We start from the raw sequence: 19,672 nt of genomic DNA on the forward strand, positions 1-19,672 counted from the left end.
TATGAGAAATAGAATGAAGAATAAGAAAAAAATATCAAATTTACTTTTAAGAAACTATATTGTATCCAATATAATGATGTTTATAACATTGATTATATTTTTTGTTATTACGTTGGTTATGTGGATTATTTTGTTTTTACCAATAAACAATCTACTTAGTGAAGATAAATCAAAATTATTAGCAGAAAATATAATGGTAGATGATTATAAAAAAATAGATGCCTCAGAAGTTTTAAAAGTAGAAGGTTGGATTGAAATAATTGATAGTGATTTAAAAGTGATTAATGTTAAAGGAGAACAAAAAAATAAAAGAAATTGTTATACAAAAAAAGAATTTTATAAATTAATTAAAGATAACAGCGATGGTTTATTTGAAAATAAAAACTATATAGCAAATATAGAGTATAATGAAAACAAAGATTTTTTTCTATTAGTATATCTTCCTAACGATAATTATTTTATTACAACAATAAAAGGTCAAAAAATAAAGCCAAAAACTTTTTTTAGAATAGCAATATTAGGGTATATGATAATATTTGTACTTATGATGATAATGTATGCAAAATTTACATCTAAGAATTTAACTAGACCCCTAAAAGAACTTATGGCAGGAGTAAAAAAAATTATACAAGGTGATTATTCTACTAGAATATACTTAAAATCTCAAAATGAATTTGGAGAGTTAAGAGATGCCTTTAATTTAATGGTAGAAAAAATAGAAGAGGAGAGAAAACTTAAAGAAAAATCTGAAGAAAACAGGAAAAGATTGATGTTAGACATTTCTCATGATTTAAAAAATCCCCTAGCTAGCATTAGAGGGTATTCAAATTATTTAATAGAGAATAAAGATATATCTAATGAAGAAAAAGATAAATATTTGAAGATAATAGAAAATAACAGTATTAGAGTAAATGATCTTGTAGTAGATTTATTTGAATTATCTAAATTTGAAAGCATAGGCTTTTCTATAGACTTTGACAATATAGATATATGCGAATTAATTAGAGAAATAATAGCAAACCATATACCTCAAATGGAACAAAAAGATATGATTTACAATTTCTATTTGCCAGAAAATGAAGTATTCATAATGGGAAATGAAAAAAGTTTGTACAGAGCTATATCAAATATTTTAGAAAATAGCATAAAATACAATAATGAAGGTACTAGTATCCAAGTATCTTTAAAAGAACATAAAGATTGTGTAGAAATAGAAATAGTGGATAATGGAATAGGAATTCCTAAAAAATTAAAACAAGATATTTTTAATCCTTTTATAAGGGTGGATACTTCTAGAAATTCGAAACAAGGAGGAACAGGTTTAGGGTTAGCAATAACTAAGGCCATAGTAGAAAAGCATAAAGGAGAAATAAAACTTATAAGTGATATTGACAAAGGAGCAAGATTTAAAATAAAGCTTTATAAAATACAATCTTAAAATTTTGTATAAACGAGAGCTGTCGCATTAAAGAATAATACCGCAATATTATATTAAATTCTTCAGTGTGACAGCCACTATTTATATGGTTTGATTTTCTTTTGCTTCGATGTCATCAGTTTGTTTTTTATTATGGGGGAAATTAAGTTGTTCTTTTAAATTATTGATTTCTGTGGTTAAGGAGGTTATTTCTTCATCCTTTTGGGAAAGATTTTTTTCAGTTTGCTTAAGTTTTTTTCTTAAAGCATATTCACGTCTAAGACCTAAAAACATGACTATTACTGCACCAAGTACTGCAGATATAAATATAATTAAAGCTTGAGAAACTTGAAAAGAAGTAAAAAAGAATTTAACGTAAATAACTGCAGAATTTTGTATAGCAAATATTGCAACTAATGTAGCAAAAATTAAAGATAGAACAAATCCCATTTGCATTAAAAACACTCCCCTTTAAAAAAGTAATTTAAAAAATCTATTTTATAATAATTATAACATGAAATAGAATATGTTTTGTACAAATATGTTATATTTTGTATAGTTAGTTCTAATTTAGCATTATCTAATAAAATAAAAAACTGCATTGCAGTTTTTTATTTTATTTCTTTATAATTTATTATTTTTAAAGTATTATTTTCAAAATCTAAAATATAATTTATTTTTATTTCTTTAGTAACTTTATCATAGGAATTTTTAATTATAGCAGTTATAGATATACTTTTATCTTTATTTACTTTAGAGAAAATATTTTTGACTTCTATAGTTTTTATTTCTTCATAATTTTTTTTGAAGTTTTCATAAGTTAGTTTTGATTGTAAATCGCTACCTAAAATAGTGTATGCTTCTAAATAGTTTTCAGCATTTATACATTCATAAAAGTATCTAACTAAATACTCAGAAGTATATTTTTTTTCTTTTATATCATCTATACTTGCTTTAGGACTAGTATCCTTAGTAACATTTACAGCAGGGTTTTGAGACCAAGTTTCAACGTATTCTATAACTTGATTTATTGGAATACTAAAGCCTATACTAGAATCACCAGCTTTAGCGGAATTAACCCCAATTATATCACCAGTATGTTTGTCTAATAAAGGACCACCACTACTTCCATTGTCAATAGGAGCAGTTATTTGATACATATTTTTATATTCATATTGTCCTATGGTAAAGTTTCTATCTACAGCACTTATAATTCCTGTAGTTATAGTATTTTCTAGGCCAAAAGGACTTCCTATGGCTATAATTTCATTACCTATTTTAGCTTTATAATTTTTATTTATCTTTAAAGGTGATCTATTTTCTAAAGCAGGTACTCTAATTAGTGCAATATCTAAAGAAGGAGACTTTCCAATAACCGTACCTTTATACAAAGTAGAATCTATTAGTCTTACATTTACATCTAATGCATCTCCTACTACATGTGCATTTGTTATGACATCACCTTTATCATTGTATAAAAATCCAGAGCCTTGACTAAGTCCTTTTTCCGTATCAGCATATACAAGCATTACTAACTTCTGACTTTCATTTATTATTTTACTTAATCCCTTATCCTTAATTTGGATAGATTTTAGATCTTCTATTGAACCTAGTTTAGAATTAGTAGATATAGTGGAGTGTTTCATAGTATTATGTATAACATATGAGCCAGCTATACCAAAACTTATAAAAATAATTGATAAAATAGATGATAATATGAACTTAAAATTATATTTTTTCATATTTAAAACACTCCTATTCTAGAATCCAAGTAAATTTATCGATTTTAACAGTAGAGGCATTGCTTAAATTATTATGAACAAATTCAAAAGTCCCCTTATCTTTAGGTTTAAGATAATTTGGATGTACATATATTGAGTTGGACTTTACTAGATTTCCTTTTGAATCTAATATTGAATAAAAAACTTCTACAGAATGAATAGATTGGGTTCCTATGTTTTCAATTTCACCTTTAACAATAAATTCACCTTTATCACTAAAAGAACCATTTACCGATAAAGATTTTACTGAATTATTTTTATTCTTATTTTCTTCTTTTTTAGCTGAATCAATAGCTTGTTTAATTCTTTTTTGTTCATCTATTTCAAATTGTCCTTTTTTCCTTTGAATTATATTTTTGAAAGATAATAATTTCTCGTTATCTTTATCATATTGTAAAGCCTTGTCTATTTCTTTTATTGCCTCATCAAAATGCTTCTTTTTTAGAAAATTATCAGCATTAGTATAAGCTATATTAGATATTTCAGTTTTGATTTTTTCTAATAAAGCTTGGCTTTCTTCAGATTCAATTTGAGATATTTTTATATAATATGGTATTAACTCATCAATAGTATTTTTGTTGGCCATATCATTTTTTATTTCAGCAATTAATATGCTATTTTTTAGAGTAATTTGTTGTTTCTTAAAAGTAGACCAAAAGGGACCAGTAGAATTTTCTAATTCTTTCTCTAAAGAAGATAATTCATTTAAAGCTTCATCATATCTATCTTTTTTCTTAAGATTTTCTACTCTAGCTAATACTTTTTGAAAATCTTTACCTTTTATTAAAAACTCTAGATTCATTTGTAAAGAGGTATAATTAGGTCGTTTAGCTAAAAGGTCTTTAATTATTTTTAGAGAACTATCTAAATCCCCAGATAATGCTAGAGATTCTGCTTTAGATTGTGAAGAAAGAATGTTTTTATTTAATTTATCTTCATAAATATAAGTACATCCTATTATAAAGAATCCAATAAAAGCAGAAATTATTGGAACTATGAAGTATAGTTTATTCTTTGAAAAAAAACTATTTTCATCTTTGTTTATATCAATTATTTCTTTAGGAGAAATTTGATTGTTTTCTATAGATACTTGTAAATCTTCTTTTTTGTATATAATGGTATCTTCACTTTTATTGTTATTAGAATTAGAAGATATCAAAGTGGTTACCCCCTTTAAATGTAACTGTTAAGTCCTCTAACGGAAACTTCGCCAGATATTATTTTATTTAAATTGCCATTTTTATCTTTAACTATTAAAACACCTTCATCATCAATATCTATGGCAGTACCCTGTAAAGTTTCATTTCCTTTTATAATTTTAATTTCTCTTCCTAAAATTATAGAATTTTCTTTGCAAATTTTAATGGAAGATGAAATATTTTTTTTATATAGATATTCATTATAAAGTATTTCAAAATTATTTAATATGGAAGAAATTAGTTTTTGTCTATTTACATGTAAACCACTTTCTATTTTTAAAGATGAAGCTATGTTATTTATTTCTTTAGGAAAACTACCTTTTTCCATATTTACATTTATGCCAACTCCTAATATTATGTAGTTTATTTGATTTAATTCAGCATCCATCTCAGTTAAAATTCCACATACTTTTTTATTATTAACTATTATGTCATTAGGCCATTTTATGTATGATTTAATTCCAAATTCATTAAAACTTTTACAAAGAGCTGCTGCAGCAATTTGAGTTATTTTAGATGCATTAACAGGATCAACGTCAGGTTTTAATATTGTTGACATATATATGCCATTTCCAGAAGGAGAGTACCAATCCCTTCCAAGTCGGCCTCTGCCAGAGGTTTGCAATTCACTTATAATCACTGTACCTTCGGGAGAATTAAAAGCTAATTCTTTAGCTTTATTATTTGTAGAATCAAGTTCTTTAAAATATAAAACTTTTCTTCCTATGTTAATGGTATTTAAATAAGGTTCAATTTCTTCATATGTTAATATATCTGGTGTAGAAATAAGCTTATAACCTTTATTAGGTACAGAATCTATTACATATCCCGCTTCTTTTAGAGAATTTATACATTTCCATATAGCAGTCCTAGAAACTTTGAACTTATCACTTATACATTGACCAGACAAAAAAGTATCTTTATTTAATTTTAAAAGTTTTAAAATAGCTTCCTTCATATAATAGCCACACCTCCAAATTAAGATTCAAATACTATTATAACATTAGTTTTGATTAATAGATTTATATATTTTATGCCAATAACAAATGCTATTATATAAATATAATACAACATATATATACAATAAAAAAATTAATAAACTGTTAATCATTAATTATCATTATTTACTATGGGTATATGATATAATTTAGTAAAGTTTATTATACATAAAGAGGTGATATTATGGATTTTATAAATAGAAATATAAATACATTAATAAAAATGATAATTTCAATAGGAATAATAATGTTAGCTTTTTCTTTAATTACCACAGTGTTACCTTTCATATTATTATTGATAGCAGCTATTTTTGGAGTTAATTTTTTAATTAAGAAATTTAATAAAATTAGGAATAACGTAAAATATAATAATAATAAAATAGATATAGAAGAAGTTAAAAATGAAGAAAAAGTATTTAATGGTGAAGTTATAGACGTAGAATATAGAGAAGTAGAATAAGGTGATTTTAACGGAGGGATTTTGAAAATTTATGAGGTATGAAGGTATTGTGTATAGACCACCTAGTGAAGCAGATAGTCTAATCGTACAAACTACTATAGGATGTTCTCATAATAAATGTAGCTTTTGTTCTATGTATAAAGATAAGAAGTTTAGAGTAAGAGAACTAAAAGAGATATTTGAAGACTTAGAGCAGGGTAGATTATATTATGGAAAAATAAATAGAATATTTTTAGCAGATGGAGATGCACTTTGTTTAAAAACGGAAAGTTTAAAAAGAATACTATTAAAAGTAAAGGACATTTATCCTTATTGTAAAAGAATTGGTATATATGGTACAGCTAAAGATATATTAAGAAAATCCATAGAAGAATTAAAAGAACTTAAAGAACTAGGATTAGGAATAATTTATATGGGATTAGAAAGCGGTAGTGATGAAATTTTAAAAGATATAAATAAAGGTATTTGTTCAGAAGAATTTATAGAAGCCGGGAAAAAGGTAAAGGAGAGTGGAATAAAATTATCTTTAACTATAATATCAAGCCTTGGAGGAAAAGAAAAGTGGAAAGAACATGCCATAGAAACGGGAAAAGTAGTAAGTTTAATAGATCCAGATTACCTAGGAGTATTAACTCTTCTTTTAAATGAAGATACCAAAATGGCTGAACAGGTGAAAAAAGGAGAAATTACTTTATTAAAGCCAGAAGAAGTTATGATGGAAACAAAATTAATGTTAGAAAATATGGATGTAACTAACTGTATATTTAGAAGTAACCATGCCTCCAATTATGTTCCCTTAAAAGGTACCCTACCGAAGGATAAAGAAAAATTAATAAAAACAATAGATAATATATTAAGTGGCGATTTTTATTATAAAAAAGATGAATATAGATTATTATAATGGGAAAATGGCTTTTGCTTTGACAAAAGCCATTTTTATTGTATAAATAGTTGAAATATTACAAGAATTTAATATAGACAAAAATAGAAGAAGAGTATATAATAAGTTTAGAAAAGGTTTTCACAAAAATGAAACTAAGTGGATAAGATTGTACATAGTTTAAATGGGTCAATAGAAAAGGTTTTCTTTTTTAGCGATTTAGAAATAAAAATAATAGTAATAAGACTATTATTTTTATAATATAAATACTACATGATTATGTAAATTAAATCATGTATTTGGGGGTGTCTTAATGAAAAAGATTATATCACTTGTTACTGCAACAATATTAGCAACTACTTTATTTGCAGGTTGTGGTTCTGGAGGAGAGAAAGGAGGAAAGGAAGGAAAAGATCTTAAAGTAGGGGTAGCCCTATATAAATTTGATGATACTTTTATTTCCACGGTTAGAGATGCAATTCAAGAAAATTCAGATGCAAAAGCTAAAGAAACAGGAGAAAAAATTGTTATAAATGCTGTTGATGGACAAGGCCAACAAGCTACTCAAAATGACCAAGTAGATACATTTATTACTCAAGGTTATGATGTTATAGCAGTTAATATGGTAGATAGAACTGCAGCTTCTGTTCTTATAGAAAAAGCTCAAAAAGCTGATATTCCTGTTGTATTTTTTAATCGTGAACCTGTAAAGGAAGATATGGACAAATGGGACAAGATGTATTATGTAGGAGCAAAAGCTGAAGAATCAGGAGCTATGCAAGGACAAATAATTGCAGATTACTGGAAGAAAAACCCTACAGCAGATAAGAATAAAGATGGAAAATTACAATATGTAATGTTAGAAGGAGAACCAGGACATCAAGATGCAATACTTCGTACAGAACATTCAATTAAAGAATTAGAAAAGCAAGGAGTAAAAACAGAAAAATTAGCCACAGATACTGCTAATTGGCAAAGAGCACAAGGACAAGAAAAAATGTCAGCTTGGTTATCTGCTTATGGAGATAAAGTAGAAGCAGTATTTGCAAACAATGATGATATGGCATTAGGAGCAATAGAAGCTCTTAAAGCGGCAGGCTATTATAAAGGAGATAAATTTATACCAGTTGTTGGAGTAGATGCTACCGCACCAGCATTAGATTCACTAAAAGCAGGTGAAATGTTAGGAACAGTATTGAATGATGCTAAAAACCAAGGAAAAGCTATATTTGATATAGCATATGCATTAGCTAAAGGAGAAGATCCTACTAAATCTGTAGAAGGAATAACTGATGGAAAATATAAATGGGTTCCATATAAACCTATAACTAAGGAAAATTTAAAAGATATAGAAAAATAAAATATATTAGTTCAGGGAGAAGTCTCCCTGAACATTATTTACATATTACATATGTAGAATAATTCTTAAAGAGGTGTATCTATATGGTGGAAGATAATATTATCTTAGAAATGAAAGCCATTTCAAAAACCTTCCCTGGTGTAAAAGCTTTAGATGAAGTAAATTTAAAAGTAAAAAAAGGGACAGTACATGCTTTGATGGGAGAAAATGGAGCAGGAAAATCTACACTTATGAAGTGTCTTTTTGGTATGTATAGGTCAGATACTGGAGAAATAATTTTAGATGGAAAAAAAGTTGAATTTAAAAATGCAAAAGATGCACTAGAAAATGGAATATCTATGATTCATCAAGAACTTCATCCAGTACCACATAGAAGTGTTATGGAAAATGTATGGTTAGGTAGATTTCCAGTGAAAAAATTATTTGGATTAGAAATTGTTGATCATAAAAAGATGTATGATGACACAAAAGCTTTATTAGATAAATTAAAAATGAATATAGATCCAAGTACTTTAGTTTCTAAATTATCAGTATCACAAGTTCAAGGTTTAGAAATTGCAAAGGCTGTTTCACATAATTCCAAAATAATAGTTATGGATGAACCAACATCTTCATTAACAGAAAATGAGGTTAAAAATCTTTTTTCTATAATTAATGATTTAAAAAGCCAAGGAGTTGCAATTATATATATCTCTCATAAGATGGAGGAAATTTTACAAATTGCTGATGAAGTAACCATAATGAGAGATGGTAAGTATATAGGAACTTGGGAATCAGAAAGTCTTACAACAGATTTAATCATATCTAAAATGGTAGGAAGAGATTTAACAAATAGGTTCCCACCTAAAGAAAATACTCCAGGTGAAGTCATAATGAAAGTAGAAAATTTAACTTCAGCTAATGAGAAATCTTTTAAGAATATAAGTTTTGATTTGAGAAAGGGAGAAATATTAGGAATTGGAGGATTAGTTGGAGCACAAAGAACGGAACTTGTCGAATCTATATTTGGATTAAGAAAAATAGAATCGGGAAAAATATATATAAATGGACAAGAAGCTAGAATAAAAAGTCCTGTAAATAGTAAAAAATATGGTATTGCTTTATTAACGGAGGAGAGACGATCTACTGGAATTTTTCCAGTATTAACAGTAGGTGATAATACCATAATAGCGGGTTTAGATAAATATGTTGATTTAAAATTTGTTGTAAATAAAAAAAAGGGATTAAAAGATATCAAAGATAGTATAGAAAAACTTAATATAAAAACACCTTCTCATCTTACTCAAATAAAAAATCTTTCTGGAGGAAATCAACAAAAAGTTATTTTTTCAAGATGGTTACTTACAGAACCAGATATACTAATAATGGACGAGCCTACAAGAGGAATAGATGTAGGTGCTAAATATGAAATATACAGTATAATATCTGACCTAGCTAAAATGGGAAAAAGTATTATAATGATATCTTCTGAAATGCCTGAATTGATAGGAATGTCGGATAGAATAATGGTAATGTGCGATGGAAGATTAAGTGGAATAATAGATAGTAAAGATGCTACTCAGGAAAAAATAATGAAATATGCTACTCAATTTATTTAGTATGTAAGGAGGTTTTTTATATGTCAGAACTTGTAAATAAAAGGAAAAAAATAAATACAAAAACTATAAAGGAATTTGCAGGAAAGTATGCAATATATTTAGTGCTTTTGGTTTTATTATTATCTATAGGCTTTTTAGATAGTAGTTTTTTATCTAAGAGAAATATTGTAAACGTATTAATTATAGCATCTGTACGTGTAATAATAGCACTAGGTGTTGGTGGAGCATTAATTACAAGAGGAACAGATTTATCAGCGGGACGTGTAGTTGGTTTTACAGCATGTATATCATCTAGTTTATTGCAAAGACCAGATTATGCATATAAACTATTTAAAAATGCACCAGAATTGCCTTTAATAGTACCTATATTATTAGTAATAGGTATAGGACTTATTATAGGTGTAATAAATGGACTAGTTGTATCTTATTTAAAAGTACCTCCTTTTATAGCTACATTAGGAATGATGGTTATAGTATATGGAGCAGCATGTATATATACTAATGCTCAACCTATAGGGGGATTAAGAAAAGATTTTTCAGAACTAGGAACAGGATCTACATTAGGAATACCTAATTTAATAATACTTGCTGGATTAGTAATACTTGTAATGTGGTTTATATTAAATAAGACTAAATTTGGGAAACATATATATGCAATAGGTGGAAATCCAAATGCAGCTGAAGTTTCTGGAGTAAACGTAGAGAGAACTCTTGTAAAAGTTTATGCATTAGCAGGAGGATTATATGGTTTAGCAGGTGCACTACTAGCTGCTAGAACAGGTGGAGCTACAAATAACTATGGTTTAATGTATGAGTTAGACGCTATAGCGGCTGCAACTATAGGAGGAGTTTCAACTTCTGGTGGAATTGGAACAGTTCAAGGCATAATAACAGGTGTTTTAATATTTGAAGTTTTGAACAATGGATTAGTTATATTAGGTGTATCTGCATATTGGCAACAGGTTATAAAAGGAATTATAATTATAGGAGCTGTAGCTTTTGATATTAGAAAATATATTGCTAAAAAATAATGGACTTAATAATTCAATAGAATTTATCATTACAAAATGATAGAATAAATTAAAAGAATAATTGTAATTAAGTAAGATATTAAAAGGGTGATTAAATGATGCCAACTATTAATGATGTAGCAAAAGAAGCAGGGGTTTCTATAAGTACAGTATCAAGAGTTTTAAATAATAATTACCCTGTAAAGGAAGAGACTAGAATAAAAATAGAAAAAGCTATAGAAAAACTAAATTATAAGCCTAATATGTTAGCAAGAAGTCTTATAACTAAAAAAACTTCTACAATAGGGGTAATTGTCCCAGGAATTACTAACTTATTTTTCCCAACCATTGTAGAAAGTATAGAAGATTATAGTAAAGATCAAGGATATAGTATTGTATTATGTAATACTAGAGGTGAAGCTTTAAAAGAAAAAGAAATTATAGAAAATTTAATGTCTAAAGGTGTGGATGGAATAATTATTATAGATCCAACCATAGATAATTTAAAAAATAAATATTTAGAAGACGTATCAATGAAATTGCCAATTATAATAATAAATGGATCGCCAGAGGGGATTAAAGGTAATTTTATATGTTATGATGAAAAAGTTGGAACATTAGAGGCTTTTCAATATTTATTGAAATTAGGTCATAAAGAGATAGCATTTATAAGAGGGTCTAAAAGTTATTCTTATGATATTAAAGAAAAAATTTATATAGACATTATAGAAAAAAATAATTTAAATTATAAAGAGATATTAGATGTAGGAAAAGGCAATAGTATAGAGGTTGTGGAAAATACTCAAAAAAAAGTTGAAGAACTTCTTTTGAAGAAAAATAAACCTACAGCTATATTTGCATGTAATGACCTAATGGCATTAGGAAGTGTAAATGCTTGTAATAAATTAAATTTAAATGTACCTTATGATATTTCAATAATTGGATTCGACAATACTTTGATATCAAATATAACTCATCCTAAATTAACTACAGTAGATCTTAATATGGAAGAGATAGGAAACATAGCTGCTTTAAAATTGTTAGAGATTATAGAAGATAAAAATAAGTCTATAAAGTATACTATGGAGACTAAGCTTATAGTTAGAGAAAGTTGTTATTAAAATGAGTTTAATTAAAAAGTGTGTATATAGGCACTTTTTAATTAAACTTTTAGAAAAGGTTTTCTATAGGAGGAATAAAATATGATTAATATAAAAAGAGAGATAGAAAGGCTACTAGCGTTTGGTGTAAATAATAATTTAATGGAAGAAATAGATAAAATACCTGTTAGAAATTATTTGCTAGAATTATTTCAAGTAGATGAACCTTATGAAAGAGAAGAAGAATTTGAAGATATAAATGTGCCTACAGATATATTAAACAATATGTTAGAGTATGCAGTAGATAATAATATTATAGAAAATAGCACAATAAGTAGAGATTTATTTGATACTAAAATAATGGGAGCTTTGACTCCAAGGGCATCAGAAGTAGTGAGAAGTTTTTATGATATGTATTATAAAAAAGGAGCTAGTAAAGCAACTAAATATTTTTATAATATGTCAAAAGCTTTAAACTATATAAGATGGGATAGAGTAAAAAAAAATATGAGATGGGAAAAACACACAGAATATGGAGATATGGAAATTACAATAAATTTATCAAAACCTGAAAAAGATCCTAAAGAAATAGCCAAGTTAAAAAATGCACCTCAAGTTTCTTATCCTAAATGTCCACTTTGTTTAGAAAATGTAGGCTATAAAGGAAGACTAAATCATCCAGCGAGACAAAACCATAGAGTAATACCAGTAGAACTAGAAGATGAAAAATGGTTTTTACAATATTCACCTTATGTTTATTATAGAGAGCATTCTATATTATTTTATGAAAAACATGTACCTATGAAAATTTGTGATAAGACTTTTCGTAGATTTTTGTGTTTTTTAGAAAAATTCCCACATTATTTTATAGGTTCTAATGCTGATTTACCCATAGTAGGAGGATCCATTTTAAATCATGAACATTTTCAGGGAGGAAATTATGTTTTCCCTATGGAAAAGGCATTAATAGAAGAAGAATTCCAACACGAATCATTTAAAGATATTAAATTAGGGATTGTAAAATGGCCAATGTCAGTTATAAGATTAAAATCAACAAATAAAGAAGCTTTAGTAAAATTATCTAAGTATATTTTAGATAGTTGGAGAATTTATAATGACGAGGATTTAGGTATAATAAGTTATACATTAGAAGAAAATAACAAAATTCCTCATAACACTATAACTCCAATAAGCAGAATAAATTCTAGTGGTGAGTTTGAAATAGATTTAGTTTTGAGAAATAATAGAGCAAATAAATTATATCCAAATGGTATATTCCATCCACATGAAAAATACCATCACATAAAGAAAGAAAATATAGGACTAATAGAAGTAATGGGTCTAGCTGTTCTTCCAGGAAGATTAAAAGAAGAATTAAATTGTATAGAAAAAATTTTAATGGGAGATAAGGAACTTTTATCAAAAATAAAATCTAGCGAAAACACTGCCATGGAAAAACATTTAAAATGGATAGAAGAACTTTTAGATAGATATGGAGATGAATTATCAAAGGAAGAAGCAGAAAATGTGCTAAAGGAACAAGTAGGAGAAATATTTACAAACATATTAAAAAATGCAGGCGTGTTTAAGAGAGATAAAAAAGGAAAACAAGGATTTATAAAATTTATAAAATCTATGGGGTTCATAACAGATTAGCATTATTAAAATGGAGGAAATAATATGGATATAAAAAAACTTAAAGAAAAATTTATAAAGCTATATGGAGAAGGTTACATGAGAATTTTTTTTTCACCAGGGAGAGTAAATCTTATAGGAGAGCATATAGACTATAATGGAGGAAATGTTTTTCCGTGTGCTCTAAATTTTGGAACCTTAGGATGCGTAAGGAAGAGAAAAGATAAAAAGGTGAATTTAGCTTCTACTAATATACCATTAAAAATTTCAATAGATTTAGATAATATAAAATATAAAAAAGAAGATGGATGGGGAAATTATCCTAAAGGTGTTATAAAAGAAATTATTGATAAAGGGTATAAAGTTGGGGGAATGGATATACTGGTAAGTGGTAATATACCCAATGGTGCAGGATTATCTTCTTCAGCTTCTTTAGAACTTTTAATCGCAATTATGATAAATAATATATTTAATAATGGAAAACTAGATAAAATAGAATTAATTAAATTGAGCCAAAAGGCAGAAAATGATTTTGTTGGCTTAAATTGTGGTATAATGGATCAATTTGCAGTAGCTATGGGGAAAAAAGATAGAGCTATATTATTAGATTGTAATACTTTGGAATATAAATATGCTCCTGTGAATTTAAAAAACTATGTTATTACTATAATGAATACTAATAAGAGAAGGGAATTAAGTGATTCTAAATATAATGAAAGAAGATTGGAATGTGAAAAGGCGCTTAAAATAATTAATAATAAAAAGAAAATAAATTATTTATGTGAACTTTCTTTAGAAGAATTTGAAGGCTTAAAAAACCTCATAGAAGATAAAATTATATTAAATAGGGCAACTCACGTAGTTTATGAGAATGAGAGAGTTAAAAGGGCTTATGATTTGTTATTAAAAGGAAACATAGATGAATTTGGAAAGTTGTTAATAGAATCTCATTTTTCATTAAGGAATTTGTATGAGGTAACAGGAAAAGAATTAGATGTTATAGTAGACGAGGCATTAAAAGTTCCAGGATGTATCGGGGCTAGAATGACTGGAGCTGGATTTGGAGGATGTGCTATAGCCTTAGTAGAAAAAAATAAATTAGATTTATTTAAAGAAGAAGTTTCAAATAATTATAATAATATAATAGGATACAAGCCGGATTTCTACACAAGTGAAATAGGAGAAGGTACCTATGAAATATAATTGTGATAAATTTATCATAAAAGAGATAAAGCATAAAAATATAGAAGCCTTACAATTGGAAAATCATATTATAAAAATTATAGTTATTCCATCTTTAGGAGGAAAAATAGCATCTTTTTATAGAAAAGATAAAGATTTTGAATTATTATATGAAAATAAATATGAAAAATATATAAAACCAAATTTGTATGATTTCTTTGAAAAATATGATGCCTCAGGATTTGATGATGCTTTTCCTACTATAGATACTTGTAAGGTGAAATATGGAGAAGAGGAAATTATTTATCCTGATCATGGAGAAATATGGACTGGAAATTTTAATTATCAAATTGTAGAAGATAAAATAATATTAACATATACTAGCAAAATATTAGACTATAGCTATGAAAAAAAGATTTATATAGAAGATGATAAATTAATTATAAATTATAAAATTATAAATAAAGGAAAATATAATTTGCCATGTATATGGGCTATGCATTGTCTTGTAAAATGTGAAGAAGATATGGAAATAATTTTTCCTAAGGGGTGTAGTAAAATTCTAAATGTGCATGATAGTGAGTACCTCGGTACAATTGGAAAGGTACATTCCTATCCTAAAACCATATCCTGTAAAGGAGATATATATTATTTAAATAGAGTGTTTCCTAAAAGCTATAATAAAACAGAAAAATATTATGTAAAGGGAGAATTGCAAGAAGGAAAATGTGGTATATATTATCCTTCTAAAAAAATATTGTATAGCATAGATTTCCCAAAAGAAAAACTTCCATATTTGGGGTTTTGGGTAACAGAAGGAGGATTTAGAGGAGATTATAATTGTGCATTGGAACCAACTAACGGATATTATGATGATATAGATATAGCAAAAAATAACAATAAGTTAAAAATTTTAGAACCAAAAGAAGAGTTGAATTTTTATATAAGATTACAATTAAAGAGTATATAATACTAAAACTTTGGAGGGATAAGTGTGAGTATTTTAATATGTGGTGGAGCAGGATATATTGGAAGTCATATGGTGGCTAGACTTTTAGAAGAAAAGGAAGACATAATTATATTAGATAATTTTCAAAAAGGGCATAAAAATGCTATATTAGGTGGAAAAGTATACAAAGGAGATATTAGGGATAAAGTTTTATTAGATAAAATATTTAATGAAAATTCTATAGAAGGAGTTATAGATTTTGCAGCTAATTCTCTAGTAGGAGAAAGTGTAGAAAAACCTTTGGAGTATTTTGACAATAATATATGGGGAACTATAACATTACTTAAGAGTATGATTGAGCATGATGTAAAAAAAATTGTGTTTTCATCTACAGCAGCAACTTATGGGGAACCAGAACGTATACCTATAATAGAAGAAGATAAAACTAGCCCAACTAACCCCTATGGTGAATCTAAATTAGCTGTAGAAAAAATTCTAAAATGGTGCGATAAAGCCTATGGGTTAAAATATACTGTTTTAAGATATTTCAATGCGGCAGGTGCATATCATACAGGTGAGATAGGAGAGGATCATAGACCGGAAACTCATTTAATTCCTATAATAATAGATGTAGCTTTAGGAAAAAGGGATAAAATACTAGTATTTGGGAATGATTATAATACGAAGGATGGAACCTGTATAAGAGACTATGTCCACGTTATGGATCTTGCTGAGGCTCATCTATTATCTATAAATAAATTAAAGAATGGAGGAAAAAGTGGAATTTATAATTTAGGAAATGGAGCAGGGTTTTCAGTAAAAGAAGTAATAGACATGGTACAAAAAGTTACAGGTAGAAAAATAAAATGGGAAATGGCAGATAGAAGAAAAGGAGATCCAGCTGTTTTAATAGCATCTTCTGAAAAGGCAAAAGCAGAATTAAATTGGCACCCAAAATATAATTCTTTAGAAAAGATTATAGATACAGCATGGAAATGGCATAAGAATAATCCGAATGGTTATATGTAGTTTTATGGACTATAGTGTTTAATTAAGTAGACACTATAGTTATTTTGTATATAAATTTGTATAAAGATTTAATAAATTGTAACCTTTCTATAAAATATTAAAAATAAAGAAGGAATAAGTAGAAGTTTATTGAAGTATATAATCTGGTGCCATATTTCAAATATGAATTACCTATAAGCATAACAGGATATGTAAAAGGGGTGAAAATAATTGGAGGCTAGTAACGCAAAAGCAATAGACGATTATATAAATATGTATTTAAAAGAAATTGGTCAATCAGATTTACTTACAGCTGAAGAGGAAGTGAATTTAGCAAAGAGAATTGAAAAAGGCGATGATAGAGCAAAAAGTGAGTTGATAAAAAGTAATTTAAGATTGGTTGTTAGTATAGCTAAAAAGTATATAGGAAGAGGATTAAGTTTTTTAGATTTAGTTCAAGAAGGAAACCTTGGGTTAATGAAGGCTGTAGATAAATATGATTATAAAAAAGGATATAGATTTAGTACCTATGCTACTTGGTGGATAAAACAAGCGGTAACAAGGGCTATAGCAGATCAATCAAGAACTATAAGAATACCAGTGCATATGAATGAAGTGATTAGTAAAATGATAAGGACTAAAAAGAAATTAGAACAAGAGTTAGATAGAGAGCCAACAGAGGAAGAGATAGCAGAAACGGCAAATATTCCTATAGAAAAAATAAAGAGAATATATAATGTTTCTCAAGATCCAGTGTCTTTAGAAACACCTGTAGGAGAAAATGAAGACACTATATTGCAAAATTTCATATCAGATGATAGATATTTACCTGAAGATAAAGTAACAGAACAAATGTTAGGAGATACATTGTCCAATGTGTTATCTACACTATCACCCAGAGAAGAAAGAATAGTTAGATTAAGATATGGTTTAGTTGGAGATGGAGAAAGTAGGACTTTAGAGGAAATTGGAAGAGAATTTAATTTGACAAGAGAAAGAATAAGACAAATAGAAGCAAGAGCAATAAGAAAACTTAGACATCCAACTAGAATTAAAAAATTACAAGGTTATTTTGAATAGATTATAAGCTAGGAGAGTAAAATTTCCTAGCTTATTTTATATATTTAAAATATCTTTTATAACTTCAGAGGCTATAATCATTCCTGCAACAGGAGGAACAAAGGATATACTTCCAGGTGATACTTTTTTTCTAGGACCTGGTACAGAGTTGTTTGAAGATTCATTATTAGATTTTATTTTTATAGGTATTTCTTCAGAATAAAGAACTTTTAAATTTGAAATATTCCTTTTTCTTAATTCATACCTCATAACTTTAGCTAGCGGACAAACCTTTGTTTCATATATATCAACAATTTTAAATTTTGTAGGGTCTAATTTGTTACCAGTTCCCATAGAACTTATTATTGGAATATTTTTATCTTTGCACATGCTTATAAGTGAAAGTTTAGAAGACACGGTATCTATAGCATCTATTACATAATCTATGTTAGTATTTAATATATGTCCCAGGTTATCTTCTTTAGCAAAAATTTCATGCATTGTTATATTACAATTAGGATTTATAGATTTTATTCTATTTTTCATAATTTCTACTTTAGATTTACCTACAGTGTCTAAAGTGGCAATAATTTGTCTATTTAAGTTACTTATTGAAACTACATCATTATCAATAAGTATTAAATTACCAATACCAGCTCTTGCTAATGCTTCAGTTGCAAAACTGCCAACTCCACCAATACCAAATACTGCTACAGTGCTATTTTTTAGTTTTAAAAGATTATCTTTACCAATTAATAATTCTGTTCTGGAAAAAGCGTTTTCTTCCAAAAAATACACCTCCTAAAAATTTTGTGAAGCAAAATTTTTATTAATGAACAAGGAATAATGAATAATGAACAATTGTGGATATTTTTTCTCCATTGCCATTAAGAAAAAATTTTAATTTTATAAAGATTTGATGTTTAGCTTCGCTAAACGAACTATTGCAGAGATTAGTTATCTGCTTTATCTAATAAGATTTAAGATTTTCTGTAGCAAAGCGGAAGAAAATCCACCTAAATTATTCATTGTTCATTGTTAGTTGTTCATTAAAAAACTGTGTCGCAGTTTTTTATTTTACGATTTGTAGTATGAACATATAATAGATTGATATTTAAATAAAGTCAATATTAAAAAAGAATTTGGGGAAAATAATAATAAAAGAAATTATGTAACTTTATGTTGCAAATATATTATACTAGGAGTGAGTTGTTTGGAAGATAGAGTAAAGAAATTTATAAATAGAATAAGAAAAGTTAATATAAATACTTTTGGTAACTATGAAAAATTAGACTACAGAAAGATATATAAAGAGAGGTTGGAAAAAGCACAAAAAGAGAATGAACCATTAAATTAAATATTACTTCCTTTACTATTTCTAGATTAATAGGTAGAATAATAAATATAGTATAGGTAAAGGTAGTGATTTCATGTTTAGAGAAGATTTGCTTAAAAGTGACAGGATCAGGATTACAGCACTTAAAGAAGAGGATATAGAAACTATTACTAAGTGGTATGAGGATACAAATTTTTTAAGGGTGTTTGATTTTAATCCAAGTGCTCCAAAAACTGTTTGGAAAATCAGAGAATGGCTTATGGAAGAAGTATCTAATTCTAATAATTATTTTTTTGCTATAAGAAAGAAAGATGAAAACAAAATATTAGGATATGTGGAGATAGAAAAAATAAGCTGGAGTAATGGAGTAGGTGGCATAGCAATAGGTATAGGTGATAGTAGCGAATGGGGTAAAGGCTATGGTAGCGAAGCATTATTCTTAGTTATGGATTTTGCTTTTAGAGAGTTAAATCTCCATAGATTACAATTAATAACTATAAGTTATAATGAAAGAGCTATAAAATCCTACGAAAAATTAGGCTTTAAAAAAGAAGGTATCTACAGAGAAGCAGTGAATAGAGATGGAAAGAGATATGATATATATCTTTATGGAATATTAAAAAGAGAATGGGAAGAACTAAATAAAATAGGCTGATTAGCAGCCTATTTTTAATATATAAATTTAAATTCATTATAGAAG

19 protein-coding genes are annotated in these 19,672 nt (G+C 27.1%); 14 read left to right on the forward strand and 5 right to left on the reverse strand.

Translation table 11 applies throughout. The features are described 5' to 3' along the window. Position 1: 1 nt before the first annotated feature. Positions 2-1,438: a HAMP domain-containing sensor histidine kinase gene (locus CKV72_RS03345; protein ID WP_095177495.1), complete on the forward strand. Its 1,437-nt coding sequence runs from the start codon at positions 2-4 to the stop codon at positions 1,436-1,438. Positions 1,439-1,519: 81 nt separating this feature from the next. Here CKV72_RS03345 and CKV72_RS03350 read toward each other — a convergent pair whose 3' ends face one another. The 4 genes from CKV72_RS03350 to CKV72_RS03365 all read right to left on the reverse strand — a co-directional run bounded on the left by CKV72_RS03350 (position 1,520) and on the right by CKV72_RS03365 (position 5,355). Beyond that, positions 1,520-1,873 carry a LapA family protein gene (locus tag CKV72_RS03350; RefSeq protein ID WP_089863054.1) on the reverse strand — a complete coding sequence of 118 codons (354 nt, stop codon included), beginning with the start codon at positions 1,871-1,873 and terminating at the stop codon, positions 1,520-1,522. A gap of 155 nt (positions 1,874-2,028) precedes the next feature. Continuing rightward, complete coding sequence (locus CKV72_RS03355; protein ID WP_089863053.1) at positions 2,029-3,159, reverse strand: S1C family serine protease; 1,131 nt, start codon at positions 3,157-3,159, stop codon at positions 2,029-2,031. A gap of 13 nt (positions 3,160-3,172) precedes the next feature. Continuing rightward, positions 3,173-4,357: an FxLYD domain-containing protein gene (locus CKV72_RS03360; RefSeq protein ID WP_095177496.1), complete on the reverse strand. Its 1,185-nt coding sequence runs from the start codon at positions 4,355-4,357 to the stop codon at positions 3,173-3,175. Between the two features lie 14 nt (positions 4,358-4,371). Further along, positions 4,372-5,355, reverse strand: coding sequence for a biotin--[acetyl-CoA-carboxylase] ligase (locus CKV72_RS03365; RefSeq protein WP_095177497.1), 984 nt, complete (start codon positions 5,353-5,355; stop codon positions 4,372-4,374). A gap of 224 nt (positions 5,356-5,579) precedes the next feature. Here CKV72_RS03365 and CKV72_RS03370 point away from each other — a divergent pair, with 224 nt between their 5' ends. From CKV72_RS03370 to rpoD, 11 genes are all read left to right on the forward strand, one after another. Then, complete coding sequence (locus tag CKV72_RS03370; RefSeq protein ID WP_095177498.1) at positions 5,580-5,855, forward strand: hypothetical protein; 276 nt, start codon at positions 5,580-5,582, stop codon at positions 5,853-5,855. Between the two features lie 31 nt (positions 5,856-5,886). Next, entirely contained in the window at positions 5,887-6,756 is an 870-nt protein-coding gene (locus tag CKV72_RS03375) for a radical SAM protein (protein WP_095177499.1), read from the forward strand. 292 nt (positions 6,757-7,048) lie between these two features. Then, positions 7,049-8,095: a galactose ABC transporter substrate-binding protein gene (locus CKV72_RS03380; protein WP_089863045.1), complete on the forward strand. Its 1,047-nt coding sequence runs from the start codon at positions 7,049-7,051 to the stop codon at positions 8,093-8,095. 83 nt (positions 8,096-8,178) lie between these two features. After that, entirely contained in the window at positions 8,179-9,693 is a 1,515-nt protein-coding gene (locus CKV72_RS03385; protein ID WP_089863044.1) for a sugar ABC transporter ATP-binding protein, read from the forward strand. A 20-nt stretch (positions 9,694-9,713) separates the two neighbouring features. Continuing rightward, the gene (gene mglC, locus CKV72_RS03390; RefSeq protein ID WP_095177500.1) at positions 9,714-10,724 is read left to right on the forward strand and encodes a galactose/methyl galactoside ABC transporter permease MglC; all 1,011 of its coding nucleotides are present in this window, start codon (positions 9,714-9,716) and stop codon (positions 10,722-10,724) included. 98 nt (positions 10,725-10,822) lie between these two features. Next, positions 10,823-11,824, forward strand: a complete 1,002-nt coding sequence (locus tag CKV72_RS03395; protein ID WP_331253402.1) for a LacI family DNA-binding transcriptional regulator — start codon at positions 10,823-10,825, stop codon at positions 11,822-11,824. 81 nt (positions 11,825-11,905) lie between these two features. Next, complete coding sequence (locus tag CKV72_RS03400) at positions 11,906-13,459, forward strand: UDP-glucose--hexose-1-phosphate uridylyltransferase (protein WP_089863041.1); 1,554 nt, start codon at positions 11,906-11,908, stop codon at positions 13,457-13,459. A 24-nt stretch (positions 13,460-13,483) separates the two neighbouring features. Next, complete coding sequence (locus tag CKV72_RS03405) at positions 13,484-14,641, forward strand: galactokinase (RefSeq protein WP_095177501.1); 1,158 nt, start codon at positions 13,484-13,486, stop codon at positions 14,639-14,641. After that, entirely contained in the window at positions 14,631-15,590 is a 960-nt protein-coding gene (locus CKV72_RS03410) for a DUF5107 domain-containing protein (protein WP_089863039.1), read from the forward strand. The genes CKV72_RS03405 and CKV72_RS03410 overlap by 11 nt, the downstream gene beginning before the upstream one ends. A gap of 24 nt (positions 15,591-15,614) precedes the next feature. After that, positions 15,615-16,598, forward strand: a complete 984-nt coding sequence (gene galE, locus CKV72_RS03415; RefSeq protein ID WP_089863038.1) for a UDP-glucose 4-epimerase GalE — start codon at positions 15,615-15,617, stop codon at positions 16,596-16,598. Positions 16,599-16,808: 210 nt separating this feature from the next. Then, positions 16,809-17,657, forward strand: a complete 849-nt coding sequence (gene rpoD / locus CKV72_RS03420; RefSeq protein ID WP_089863037.1) for an RNA polymerase sigma factor RpoD — start codon at positions 16,809-16,811, stop codon at positions 17,655-17,657. A gap of 36 nt (positions 17,658-17,693) precedes the next feature. On the opposite strand, the gene CKV72_RS03425 is transcribed toward rpoD, so the two are convergent. Then, the gene (locus tag CKV72_RS03425) at positions 17,694-18,425 is read right to left on the reverse strand and encodes a tRNA threonylcarbamoyladenosine dehydratase (protein ID WP_089863036.1); all 732 of its coding nucleotides are present in this window, start codon (positions 18,423-18,425) and stop codon (positions 17,694-17,696) included. A gap of 424 nt (positions 18,426-18,849) precedes the next feature. On the opposite strand from CKV72_RS03425, the gene CKV72_RS12090 reads away from it, so the two are divergent. Then, entirely contained in the window at positions 18,850-18,993 is a 144-nt protein-coding gene (locus CKV72_RS12090; protein WP_157726527.1) for a hypothetical protein, read from the forward strand. A 73-nt stretch (positions 18,994-19,066) separates the two neighbouring features. Further along, positions 19,067-19,627, forward strand: a complete 561-nt coding sequence (locus CKV72_RS03430) for a GNAT family N-acetyltransferase (protein WP_089863035.1) — start codon at positions 19,067-19,069, stop codon at positions 19,625-19,627. Positions 19,628-19,672 lie beyond the last annotated feature (45 nt).

The sequence above is a fragment of the Clostridium cochlearium genome, assembly GCF_900187165.1.
Taxonomy (GTDB): domain Bacteria; phylum Bacillota; class Clostridia; order Clostridiales; family Clostridiaceae; genus Clostridium_G; species Clostridium_G cochlearium.

Coding starts and splice junctions, on each gene's coding strand:
- CKV72_RS03410 (WP_089863039.1), top strand. CDS start 14,631: ATGAAATATAATTGTGATAAATTTATCATAAAAGAGATAAAGCATAAA.
- CKV72_RS03405 (WP_095177501.1), top strand. CDS start 13,484: ATGGATATAAAAAAACTTAAAGAAAAATTTATAAAGCTATATGGAGAA.
- CKV72_RS03395 (WP_331253402.1), top strand. CDS start 10,823: ATGCCAACTATTAATGATGTAGCAAAAGAAGCAGGGGTTTCTATAAGT.
- CKV72_RS03355 (WP_089863053.1), bottom strand. CDS start 3,159: ATGAAAAAATATAATTTTAAGTTCATATTATCATCTATTTTATCAATT.
- CKV72_RS03370 (WP_095177498.1), top strand. CDS start 5,580: ATGGATTTTATAAATAGAAATATAAATACATTAATAAAAATGATAATT.
- CKV72_RS03365 (WP_095177497.1), bottom strand. CDS start 5,355: ATGAAGGAAGCTATTTTAAAACTTTTAAAATTAAATAAAGATACTTTT.
- CKV72_RS03430 (WP_089863035.1), top strand. CDS start 19,067: ATGTTTAGAGAAGATTTGCTTAAAAGTGACAGGATCAGGATTACAGCA.
- CKV72_RS03375 (WP_095177499.1), top strand. CDS start 5,887: ATGAGGTATGAAGGTATTGTGTATAGACCACCTAGTGAAGCAGATAGT.
- CKV72_RS03400 (WP_089863041.1), top strand. CDS start 11,906: ATGATTAATATAAAAAGAGAGATAGAAAGGCTACTAGCGTTTGGTGTA.
- CKV72_RS03345 (WP_095177495.1), top strand. CDS start 2: ATGAGAAATAGAATGAAGAATAAGAAAAAAATATCAAATTTACTTTTA.
- CKV72_RS03385 (WP_089863044.1), top strand. CDS start 8,179: ATGGTGGAAGATAATATTATCTTAGAAATGAAAGCCATTTCAAAAACC.
- CKV72_RS03350 (WP_089863054.1), bottom strand. CDS start 1,873: ATGCAAATGGGATTTGTTCTATCTTTAATTTTTGCTACATTAGTTGCA.
- mglC (WP_095177500.1), top strand. CDS start 9,714: ATGTCAGAACTTGTAAATAAAAGGAAAAAAATAAATACAAAAACTATA.
- CKV72_RS03380 (WP_089863045.1), top strand. CDS start 7,049: ATGAAAAAGATTATATCACTTGTTACTGCAACAATATTAGCAACTACT.